12 protein-coding genes are annotated in these 10639 nt (G+C 73.1%); 3 read left to right on the forward strand and 9 right to left on the reverse strand.

The window, feature by feature from the left end:
* Positions 1–253: 253 nt before the first annotated feature.
* Entirely contained in the window at positions 254–949 is a 696-nt protein-coding gene (locus tag ACBJ59_RS30400) for a GntR family transcriptional regulator (protein ID WP_375113633.1), read from the reverse strand.
* Between the two features lie 123 nt (positions 950–1072).
* On the opposite strand from ACBJ59_RS30400, the gene ACBJ59_RS30405 reads away from it, so the two are divergent.
* Positions 1073–1606, forward strand: a complete 534-nt coding sequence (locus ACBJ59_RS30405; RefSeq protein WP_375113634.1) for a YbhB/YbcL family Raf kinase inhibitor-like protein — start codon at positions 1073–1075, stop codon at positions 1604–1606.
* A gap of 81 nt (positions 1607–1687) precedes the next feature.
* Here the strand turns inward: ACBJ59_RS30405 and ACBJ59_RS30410 are convergent, their stop codons facing one another.
* The 7 genes from ACBJ59_RS30410 to ACBJ59_RS30440 all read right to left on the reverse strand — a co-directional run bounded on the left by ACBJ59_RS30410 (position 1688) and on the right by ACBJ59_RS30440 (position 7831).
* Positions 1688–3271 (reverse strand): xanthine dehydrogenase family protein molybdopterin-binding subunit, encoded by a 1584-nt coding sequence (locus ACBJ59_RS30410; RefSeq protein ID WP_375113862.1) that lies wholly within the window; start codon positions 3269–3271, stop codon positions 1688–1690.
* Positions 3154–3810 carry a hypothetical protein gene (locus ACBJ59_RS30415; protein WP_375113635.1) on the reverse strand — a complete coding sequence of 219 codons (657 nt, stop codon included), beginning with the start codon at positions 3808–3810 and terminating at the stop codon, positions 3154–3156. The genes ACBJ59_RS30410 and ACBJ59_RS30415 overlap by 118 nt, the downstream gene beginning before the upstream one ends.
* Positions 3807–4796, reverse strand: a complete 990-nt coding sequence (locus ACBJ59_RS30420) for an FAD binding domain-containing protein (protein WP_375113636.1) — start codon at positions 4794–4796, stop codon at positions 3807–3809. The genes ACBJ59_RS30415 and ACBJ59_RS30420 overlap by 4 nt, the downstream gene beginning before the upstream one ends.
* Positions 4797–4799: 3 nt before the next feature.
* Positions 4800–5318, reverse strand: a complete 519-nt coding sequence (locus ACBJ59_RS30425; protein ID WP_375113637.1) for a (2Fe-2S)-binding protein — start codon at positions 5316–5318, stop codon at positions 4800–4802.
* A gap of 118 nt (positions 5319–5436) precedes the next feature.
* A complete protein-coding gene (locus ACBJ59_RS30430; RefSeq protein ID WP_375113638.1) occupies positions 5437–5610 on the reverse strand; it encodes a hypothetical protein in 174 nt (57 codons plus the stop codon).
* Between the two features lie 11 nt (positions 5611–5621).
* Positions 5622–6935 (reverse strand): FAD-dependent oxidoreductase, encoded by a 1314-nt coding sequence (locus ACBJ59_RS30435; protein WP_375113639.1) that lies wholly within the window; start codon positions 6933–6935, stop codon positions 5622–5624.
* A complete protein-coding gene (locus ACBJ59_RS30440) occupies positions 6932–7831 on the reverse strand; it encodes an LLM class flavin-dependent oxidoreductase (RefSeq protein WP_375113640.1) in 900 nt (299 codons plus the stop codon). Before ACBJ59_RS30440 ends, ACBJ59_RS30435 begins: the two co-directional genes overlap by 4 nt.
* Positions 7832–7895: 64 nt before the next feature.
* Between ACBJ59_RS30440 and ACBJ59_RS30445 the strand changes: the two genes are divergently transcribed.
* On the forward strand, positions 7896–8270 hold the full coding sequence (locus tag ACBJ59_RS30445; RefSeq protein ID WP_375113641.1) for a winged helix-turn-helix transcriptional regulator: 375 nt from the start codon (positions 7896–7898) through the stop codon (positions 8268–8270).
* A 207-nt stretch (positions 8271–8477) separates the two neighbouring features.
* Here the strand turns inward: ACBJ59_RS30445 and ACBJ59_RS30450 are convergent, their stop codons facing one another.
* Positions 8478–9668 (reverse strand): PucR family transcriptional regulator, encoded by a 1191-nt coding sequence (locus ACBJ59_RS30450; protein WP_375113642.1) that lies wholly within the window; start codon positions 9666–9668, stop codon positions 8478–8480.
* Between the two features lie 187 nt (positions 9669–9855).
* Here ACBJ59_RS30450 and ACBJ59_RS30455 point away from each other — a divergent pair, with 187 nt between their 5' ends.
* Entirely contained in the window at positions 9856–10632 is a 777-nt protein-coding gene (locus tag ACBJ59_RS30455) for an ABC transporter ATP-binding protein (RefSeq protein ID WP_375113643.1), read from the forward strand.
* Positions 10633–10639 lie beyond the last annotated feature (7 nt).

The raw sequence follows: 10639 nt of genomic DNA on the forward strand, positions 1-10639 counted from the left end.
GAGACGCCTCCAGGTCTTCCGGCAGCCTCCACTCCACCCCGCCGAGCAGGGTGCGCGATTTCGCTGGCGCCGGGCGCACGGGCGACCGCTGGTCAGGAACGAGTCCTGAGGCGTTCACCCGCAGACAGCTCGACGAAGACCCTTCGGTCGCGCTCGTCGCGTCACGCCGCCCCCCGGCTGCGCGGGCGGCCCGCGTCCTTCCCCCACCCCCGCACCGACGCGCTGAGCCGGCAGCCCCGTACGGGGGCGGGCGTCACGGTCCTTCCCCCTGGTGGTCGTGGGGGCCGGAGGTCAGGTCGGCAACGGTCTGGGTCAGGTGCCGGGCCAGGACCTCGGCGGCGGTGTCGGCGTCGCGGGCCAGGGCCGTCTCCTCCAGGCGGCGATGTTCGGCGACGCCGTCGCGGCCGGGGGCCCGGTGGGCCGACCAGCGGCGGGCCAGCTCGCTGGCCGTCCACAGCCGGTCGAAGGTGTCCAGCAGCACCGGGTTGCCGCATCCCTCCAGCAGCGTCCGGTGGAAGACGCGGTGGGCTTCGGACCACGCGCTGCTCAGGTAGTCGCCCTCCTCCGGCACGTACACCGGGGTGCGGACCAGCCGGTGATGGGCCGCGCGCACCCGCGCCTCCCAGTCGACGTCGCCATGCTCGATCGCCAGGCGCAGCATGACCGGCTCGATCGTACGGCGGGCCTCGGCGATCTCCTGCCAGCGCCGATCGGAGAAGTCCGGGACCGCGAAGCCGCGGTTGGGCAGCCGGACCGCGATGCCCTCGCCGACCAGCCGCACCAGGGCCTCGCGCACGACCGCCAGGCTGACCTGGTGCCGCTGGGCAAGTTCCTGCGGCTTGAGCGCTTCGCTCGGGACGTACTCGCCCCTCATGATCGCTTCCCGGAGCCGGGCGTGCACGCGCTCGGAGAGCATCTGCTTCGACGAAGTGTCGGCCGTCTGCGTCATGCCGCCCAGCATAGACGATTCGACAAATAATCGATTATTCGTGTTATGGTCGATTGTGTTCGGACGGCGCCCCTCGACGGCGCCGTCCGGCCGACCCCACCATCTCCGTAGAGGAACAATGCGATGAGCATCAACAACCCCTTCGCCCGGCTCCCCGAGGTGCCCTCCTTCACCGTCACCAGCACCACGCTGGCCGACGGCACCCCCTGGCCCGCCGAGCAGATGTCCGGCGGTGTCCCGGGCGGCAAGGACGTCTCTCCGCAGCTGTCATGGAGCGGCGCCCCCGAGGGGACGAAGAGCTACGCCGTGACGGTGTACGACCCGGACGCGCCGACCGGCTCCGGGTTCTGGCACTGGGCCGTGGCCGGCATCCCCGCCACCGTCACCGAGTTGCCCGAGGGCGCGGGCGACGAGACCGGATCGGGCCTTCCCGAGGGCGCCTACCAGCTGCCCAACGACGCCCGTATGGCCCGCTTCATCGGGGCGGCCCCGCCGGCGGGGCACGGCCCGCACCGCTACTTCGTCGTGGTGCACGCCCTCGACGTCGAGACCATCGGCGTCCCGGCCGAGGCCACCCCTGCCTACCTCGGCTTCACCATCGCCGGCCACATCCTCGGCCGCGCGGTCCTGACCGCCACCGCCGAGACCCCCGCCTGACCGCCACCGCCGAGATCCCCCGCCTGACCGCCGAAGCCGGGAACGGCCGCAGGAGGCCGACATGCCCGGTTCGGTGCCGGGTCAGAGCATGAGCTGGTCGATGGTGATCGGCAGGGAGCGGAGGCGCCGGCCCGTCGCGTGGTGGACGGCGTTGGCGATGGCCGCCGCCACGCCGACGAGGCCGACCTCGCCGACGCCCTTGGTGCCGATCGGGGTGGCCCGGTCGGGCTCGCCGACGAAGATCACGTCCAGGTCCGGGACGTCGGCGTTGACGGGGATGAGGTAGTCGCCGAAGGTGGCGTTGGCGATGCGGCCGGTCTCCGGGTCGGTGGCGGTGTCCTCGAACATGGCCTGGCTGATGCCGCCGACCGTGCCGCCGATGATCTGGCTGGTGGCCGTCTTCCCGTTGAGGATCCGGCCGCCGTCGATGGCCGAGACCACCCGCGCCACCCGCAGCAGCCCGAGGTCGGGGTCGATCCGCACCTCGACGAACTTGGCCCCGAACGCGCCCGCCACCGCCATCCCGAGCTCCTCCGGCTGCGGCGGCGTGCTCCTGCCGTCGGCGCTCAGCTCCTCCAGGCCGTGCCGGGCCAGGATGTCGGTGTACGCCTCACCCTGCTCGGGGGCGCCGGCGAGGTGGACGCGCCCCTCGCTGACGGTGACGTCGCCGAGCCCGGCCCCGCGCAGCGGCGAGTCCGCGTCGTCGCGGACCAGGTCGAGGAACTCCCCGATGAGACGCCGGCAGGCCAGGTGCACGGCGTTGCCCAGCGCCCCGGTGAGCCCGGACCCGCCGGCCTGCGGCGCGTATGGCATGTCCGAATCGCCCAGGTCGAACCGCACCCGCGCGACGTCCAGTCCGAGGGATTCGGCCGCCAGCTGGGTCATGACCGTGTACGTGCCGGTGCCGATGTCGGTGGCCGCGCTGCGCACGAACGCCGACCCGTCCCGGTGCAGCGAGGCGCGAGCCTGGCACGGCACCTGGTAGGCGGGATAGGAGACCGCCGCCAGGCCGTACCCGACCAGCCAGCGGCCCTCGCGCATCGAGCCGATCTCCGGGTTGCGGCGTGACCAGCCGAACCGCTCGGCGCCCACCTGGTAGCACTCGCGCAGCGCGTTGCTCGACCAGGGCAGGCCGGACAGCGGGTCCACCTCGGCGAGGTTGCGCAGCCGCAGCTCCAGCGGGTCCATGCCGAGATCGTAGGCGAGCTCGTCGAGGGCCGATTCCAGGGCGAAGTTGCCCTGGCCTTCGGCGGGCGCCCGCATGGAGCCCGGGCAGGGGATGTTGAGCCGTACCTGCCGGTCCCGGGTGCGCACGTTGGGGCAGGCGTAGGAGACGGCGGCGCAGAGCGAGACCGGCTCGTAGTCGTCGTCCTCCATCGCCACCGACGAGACGCCGTCGGCGTCGATCGCGACCAGGTCGCCGTCCCGGGTGGCGCCGATCGTGATGTGCATGACGCTGTACGGGCGGTGGCCCACCGAGGTGAACATCTCCGGCCGGGTCAGCACGAGCTTCACCGGCCGGCCGGCCTCGCGGGCGGCCAGCACGGTCAGGATGACGTGCGGCCACATGCGCAGCCCGGCGCCGAACCCGCCGCCCACGTACGGCGCGAGCACCCGGACCCCGCTCTCGGGGATCTTGAAGATCCGCGCCAGCGACGTGCGCACGGTGTGCGGCCACTGGGTGGAGTCGTGCACGGTGAGCGAGTCGCCCTGCCACAGGGCGATCGGGCGAACCCGGCGGCCACGTCGCCGCGCTCGGTGTCCAGGCCCCACGGGTCGGTGACGATCTCCGCCCGGGGGTCGTCGAGGTCGAGCAGGGCCTTGGCGGTCTCGTACTCGACCCGGACCAGCGTGGCGGCGTGCCTGGCCTGCTCGGCGCTGTCGGCCACGACGATGGCGACGTGCTGGCCGTGGTGCAGGACGCGGTCGTCCTGGAGCGGGGCGGGCGGGGACGGCCCCAGCAGGGTCATCGGCCCCCGCTCCAGCTGCGGCGCGGTGCGGTGGGTGATGACGGTCAGCACGCCCGGCGCGGCCTCGGCCGCCGAGGTGTCGATGGCGCGGATCCGCCCGGCGGCGACGGTCGCGCGGACCAGGGCCGCGTGCGCCATGCCGGGGTAGGCGAAGTCGTTGGGGTAGTGCGCGCTGCCCGTCACCTTCAGCGGGGCGTCCACGCGGTCCAGGCCCGCACCGATGATCGCGGTCATGCTTCCACTCCTGCGGTGGTCTCCAGCGTGCGGACGAGGGTGCGCCTGGCCAGGTCGACCTTGAACGCCGTGCCGGGCAGCGTCCTGGCTCCCTCCAGCGCGGCGTCGGCGGCGGCGTGGAAGGTGTCGCGGTTCGCCGGCGCCCCGAGCAGGACGTCCTCGGCGGCCCAGGCCCGCCACGGGACCGTGCCGACCCCGCCCAGTGCCACCCGGGCGTACCGGATGGTGCCCTCCTCCACCACCAGGGCGGTCCCGGCCGAGGTCAGCGCGAACTCGTAGGAGACCCGGTCGCGGACCTTCAGGTAGTGCGAGCGCGCTCCCTGCGGCAGCAGCGGCACCTCGATCGCGGTGATCAGCTCGCCGTGCCGCAGCACGTTCTCGACGTGCGGGGTGTCGCCCGGCGGGAGATGGAACTCGGTGAGCGGGATGCCGCGCGGCCCGTCCATGCCCTGCACGTGGACGACGGTGTCCAGGGCGACCAGTGGGATCGCGACGTCGGAGGCGTGCAGCGCGATGCAGTGCTCGCTGGTGCCCAGGATCGCGTGCATCCGGGCGAACCCGGTCATGGCAGCGCATCCCGATCCCGGATTCCGCTTGTTGCACGCCTCGACGGTCGGGTCGCGGAAGTAGCGGCACCGGGCCCGCTGCAGCAGGTTGCCGCCGATGGTGGCCAGGTTGCGCAGCTGGGTGGAGGCGCCGAGCAGCAGGGCCTCCCGGACGAACGGCAGGCGCTCGGCCACGACCGGATCGGCGGCCAGCTCCTCCATGGTGGTGGTCGCGCCGACGCGGACGGCCGTGCCGGTGTGCGTGACGCCGCCCAGCGGCAGCCGGGTGATGTCGACGAGCCGGGCGGGGCCCAGCACGCCGTCCTTCATCAGGTCCAGCTGCGTGGTGCCGCCCGCCAGGTAGGAGGTGTCCGGGTCGGCGCTCACCAGGGTCACGGCCTGGCCGGCGTCGGAGGCGCGCACGTACTCGAACGGACGCATCCCTCAGCCCCCCGCCGCCACGTCGCGGATCGCCTTGCGGATGTTCGGATAGGCCCCGCAGCGGCACAGGTTGCCGCTCATGAACTCGCAGATCTCCTCCTCCGAGCCCGCCCGGCCCTCGGCCAGCAGCGACACGGCCGACATGATCTGCCCCGGGGTGCAGTAGCCGCACTGGAACGCGTCGTGCCGCGCGAACGCGGCCTGGACGGGGTGCGGTGTCCCCGACTCCGACAGGGACTCCACGGTGGTGACCTCGCGGTCCTCGCACTGCGCGGCGAGCGTCAGGCACGACACCACCCGCCTGCCGTCCAGCAACACCGTGCACGCGCCGCAGGCGCCCTGGTCGCAGCCCTTCTTCGCACCTGTCAGGCCGAGGTGGTCGCGCAGGGCGTCCAGCAGGGTGACCCGGGCGTCCAGCCTCAGCCCGTGCGGGACGCCGTTGACGCGGAGGGTGATCTCCACCTGCGGGACTTCGGACGTCGTCTCTTCGTGCGGGTGTGCTGTGCTCGCGGCTGTCTTCATAGCGCCTCGATTCCGAGTTCTCGATCGAACGCCGCTGAGTTCGCACATTACCTATCAAAAGAGACAAAAGTCGCAATCAGCCATAAAAGTCTGCACTAAGGGCGGGAAAGCCCTGCCCTCATGAGGCCAGGCGATGATCGATCGTGGCGATGACGGTCAGCACGACCACGACGGCGGCCATGGCGGCCCAGCCCGCGAACGACGCCGCCACCCCCAGCGGCACCTGGTTCCGAAAGGGTAGCCGTCCGGGATCGCGCGGCGGAAACGAGCTCCTGGCGGTGCGAAGCGGCACCACGGTGTCTCCTACGGAAGCTGCCAGAGGGCCCCGAAGACCCCGTCCGGGTCGTAGCGGTGCCACAGGTGCCTGACCCGGTCGCCGGTCGCGCCGGGGTAGATCCGCTCGAAGGCGTCCTTGTCCGGCCGGCTCTCGAAGCCGACATAAGCACCGTCGACCCGTCCGGCCAGCGGGCGCCAGGCCACGTCCAGTGCCGCGCCGCGACCCGGCGGGAACACCGAGGCGACCACCAGCGTGCCGTGCCGCCGGTGCGCGTACGCGGTCGCGTCCGCCGGCACGTCGTTGACCGCCCCGCCCACGGACCGCAGCTGGACCAGCGCCCGGCGCGGCCCGCTCGCCACGGCCACGATCGCCGCCGCGTCCTCGTCGGTCATGGCCGTCAGCAGCCCGTTGGTGGTCATGCTCGGCTGCTGGCCGACGTTGGCGTGCAGGTGCGCCATGGAGACCAGGGCGGAGTACGGGGCGATCTGGGCCTGCTGGTCCAGCGTGGCGCCGATCCGGAGCAGCGGCTCGACCGCCGCCCGCAGCCGCTGCTCGCCGCCGCCGGCGACCACGGCGGTGATGGAGGCGACCAGGGACCGGCTGTGCGGCAGCAGGGTGACGGCGGTGGACAGCTCGCGCGGGGCGGAGGCCAGGTGGTCGGCCCATCGCCGCAGCGCGCGGCCGTCCCGGTCGACCTGCACGGCGATCTGCGCGTATCCGATGTCGCGCAGTTCGATCGCCTCGATCTCGAAGGCGACCACGATGCCGGCCCCCGCGCCGGCACCGCGCACCGCCCACAGCAGATCCGGCTCGTGCTCGGCGTCGGCGCGCACGGCGGTCCCGTCGGCCAGCACGACCTCGGCCGCCCGGATGCGGTCGATGGTCAGGCCGTAGTGACGGACCAGCCAACCGATGCCGCCGCCGGTCGCCAGCCCACCGGCGCCCACGTTGCCGTGGTCGCCGGAGCTGATCGCCAGCCCGTACGGTGACAGCGCCTGAGCGACCTGCGCCCACCGCGCTCCCGCCTCCACCCGGACGAGCCGCGCCGCCCGGTCGATCACCTGGACCCGGTTCATCGAGGACAGGTCGATGACCACGCCGCCGTCGTTGGAGGAGCGCCCTGACAGGCCGTGACCCCCGCTCCGTACCGATAAGGGCAGGCCCCGCTCGCGGGCGAACCGCAGCGCGGCGGCCACCTCCGCCGTGCTTCCGGGAAGCAGCACGGCGGCGGGGCCGGCCACGGTCGTGTACGTGGAGCGCAGCAGCCGATACCGCTGGTCCCCGGGAACGACGATCTTGCCCTGCAGCTCGGGCGGCACCGGGGAGAGCTTGGGTGTCATCGCTGCCCCCGCGTCCTGGCGACCTGCTCGCGGACGGCCGGGACGACCTCGGCGGCGAACACGTCGAGCTGGACCCGGTGCTCGGCCACCGGCCAGAAGACGAACGTGTCGAAGCCCAGCTCGACCGCCCATTCGGTGAGCGTGTCCGCCCACCGGCGCGCGTCGCCGGCCAGGCCGGGCCCGCCGCGGACGTCGCCGATCACGCCGATCACGTTGTAGATCCTTCGTATCCCCGCCGGGTCGCGGCCCGCCGCGCGAGCCGCCTCGTCGATGGTCTTCTGCTTGCCGGGCACCTCGGCCGGCGGGACGTAGATGTTGAGGGGTGAGACCCAGCCGTCGGCGGCGCGGCCGGTCACGGCGAGCATCTTGGGGCCCTGAGCGCCGAGCCACAGGGGGATGGGAGCGGGCGGCACGGGACCTGCCGCGTACCCCTCGATCGTGTGCTGGTCGCTGCGCAACCGCACCCCGCCGCCGCTCAACGCGGCCCGCATGACGTGCAAGGACTCCTCGGTGTAGGCGACCATCTCACCGCCGCCGCGCCGCCCGCCGCCCATGCCCGCGATGGCGTCGGCGAACGCCCCGCCACCGACTCCGAGGACGGTCCGGCCCCCGGCCAGCACGCCGAGCGAGGCCGCGGCCTTGGCCAGCATCGCCGGCGGGCGCAACTGCAGGTCCGCGACATCGGTGAGGAACGAGACGCGCCGCGTCCGCGTGGCCAGATGGGTGATGAGGGTCCAGGCGTCCAGGTGCCCGGGTTGGTAGGCGTGGTCCTGGACGGCCAGGTAGTCCAGTCCGCCGTCCTCGGCGGCCGTGGCCAGCAGCCTGGTCTCGTCAAGCCGGTTCACGTCGGGGTCGAGGCTCAGCCCGAAGGACAGGGTGTGTCCGTAATCAGTCATGACTTCATGCTCCGGATGCCGGCGCCATTAGGCAAAGGCGAGGTTAGTGACTTATCTTTGATAAGTGGCTAACGAAACACTCCAGGGTGCCCGCCCGGCCATTCACGAGCCGAGCTGCCGGAGCTTCCAGGACATCGTCGAGCTCGTCGGCCGCCGGTGGACCAGCGCGATCCTGCTCGCCGGCCGGCGCGGTGCCCGCCGGTTCGGCGAATACCGGGGGTCGGTGCCGGGGATCTCCGATCGGCTGCTCGCCCAGCGCCTGAAGGAGCTCGAAGCCGAGGGCCTGATCACCCGCACCGTGATCCCCTCCACCCCGGTGCAGATCCGCTACGCCCTCTCCCCCGACGGCGAGGAGCTGATGCGGATCCTGCAGCCGCTGGTGGACTGGGGCTACCGGCGCGGCGGGCCCCATGAGGACCGGTCCGCCGGCACCGTATGACCCGCGTGCGGCTCGGCCGCGTACGCGTTGTGGGAGCTCGTCCTGCCCCTGCTGGACCCCCCTCGGCGGATCACGTGCGCCGGGATGCCGATCGTCCACCGGGCCGGTCCCGCCCGCGGAGCCGCCACCCGGCTGCCTGCCGGAGCCCGCGCCGGCGGCGTCCCGGATCCTGGTTCGTCCGGAGCCCGGGAGTCGCGGGGCGGGAGGCTAGCGTTCGCTTCCCAGCAGGCGCACCGCTTCCAGCGCCAGGGCCAGGTCCACGATGTCGCGCGGCCGGGTGAGCGAGCGGCCGGTGAGCTGCTCGATCCTGCGTACCCGGTTGATGATCGTGTTGCGGTGGCAGAACAGCCGCCCGGCGGCCCTGGCGGCGGAGCCGTCGCAGGCGAGCCACGTCTCCAGCGTGGTCAGCAGGGTGTCCCGGTCGGCGGGGTCGAGGGCGAGCAGCCGCCCGAGCGCGCCGTCCACGAGGTGGCCGGTGACGTCGGCCTGGCTGATCATCAGCACGGCCGGGACCCGCTCGTCCAGGCGGGCGATCTCGGGTCCCCCGTCGACGCACGTCCGCATGGCCAGGGAGGCCAGGTCGTGCGCGCTCCGTACCTGGTCCAGGCCCTCCACGACCGGGCTCACGCCCGCCACGCCGCTGACGATGAGGCTCAGCTCCTGGCACAGCTCGTCCAGCGTGGCCTGGCCGAGCGCGACCACGGCGACCTCGTGCGCGGGGCGCATCCGCCACATCAGCCGCATGGCGCCCAGGGTCGCGGGCAGCCGCACGTCGTGGTGGCGGGGGAAGCGGACGGTGACCACGGCGTAGCGGCCCCGCTCCGGCAGGTCGAGGGCGGCCGCGGCGGTCCGTACGACCCCGGTGTCGGCGGTGCCGTCGAGCAACGCGTCGAGGAGGGCGTTGACCCGCTCCTGGCTGCGGCCGAGGATCTCCTGCTCGCGGCGGCCGTAGATGTCGCAGGTCACCATGGACTGCCGGTCGATCGCGTGCCACACGTGGCCGGCCGCGCGGACCAGGACGCCCAGCCGCTCGGGGCGCTCCCGCTCCATGTGCTCCACGATCGCCGACCAGGTGACCTGGCCGGCCAGGCGGTACATGCGCAGCAGGGAGTCCAGCGGCAGCCCCTGCTCCGCCCTGCGCTGCGCCATGGATGCGGTGAAGACCAGGTCCCGCCGCTCCGAGGGCTCCTGGAGGATCGCCGTGATGCCCTGGCGCACGCCTTCGAGGGTGCTCTTCCAGTGCTCGTCGTAGGGGACGCAGGCGCAGTAGACCGCGTCGCCGCCACGCGTCCGGCTGACCAGTTCGTCCGTCAGCGCGGGCAGGCGTTCGAGCAGGGCCCTGGCGGCGGTGTGCAACGTCTGGCGGACGTCCTCGTCCACGACCGAAGAGGGACGCATCCCCCGAGGCTGCCATCCCCCTTCTACTAGAACAAGGCTCTGTAGCGTTTTGTGATCTGCCGTTGTGCGGCTGCACAACCGGCCCGGCGCCGGGATGGGCAGGGAGCCTGACTTCACCGCGGCATCTGGACGACGGTGCACGTCAAAGGTTTGGGTGAGCCGGCATGAGGTCTTGTGAGGGGATCGAATGGCGGAGCTGACCGTGGACGATCTCGCGGTGGACTACGGTCCCGTCCGGGCTCTGGACGGGGTCTCCATGCGCGTCCCGCCGGGGTCGGTCGTGGCCGTGCTCGGCGCGAACGGCGCGGGGAAGACGACGCTGCTGCGCGCGGTGTCGGGAACGCTCCGGTTCCAGCGCGGGCGGGTGGCCAGGGGCTCGATCGGGGTGGACGGCACGCGCATCGACGGGCTGGCCGCCGCGACCGTGGTACGGCGGGGCGTCACGCACGTGCCCGAGGGCCGCCGCGTCTTCGCCCGCATGACGGTGGAGGAGAACCTGCGCGCGGGCGGCATGGGCACCCCGCGCAAGGCCGCGGGGCGGGCCAGGGAGCGGGTCCGCGAGCTGTTCCCGGTCCTGGCCGAGCGGGCCCACCAGCGGGCGGGGCTGCTGTCGGGCGGCGAGCAGCAGATGCTGGCCATCGGCAGGGCGCTGATGGCCGAGCCGTCGGTCCTGCTGCTCGACGAGCCGACGCTCGGCCTGGCACCGCAGATGGCGGCCAGGATCGCCGCGACGATCAGGACGATCAACGAGGCGGGCACCTCGGTGCTGCTGGTGGAGCAGAACGTCGCCACGGCGCTCTCACTGGCCTCCTACGCGTACGTGCTCGAGGTCGGCTCGATCGCCCTGGAGGGACCCGCGGCCACGCTGGCGGACAGCGACGAGGTCAGGCGCCGCTACCTGGGCGTCGGCGGCGAGTCGCCGGTGCTGAAGGCCAGGGCCGGGCTGTCGAGGTGGTCCGCGTGACCCCGAC

This window comes from Nonomuraea sp. MTCD27 (genome assembly GCF_041950495.1).
Taxonomy (GTDB): Bacteria; Actinomycetota; Actinomycetes; order Streptosporangiales; family Streptosporangiaceae; genus Nonomuraea.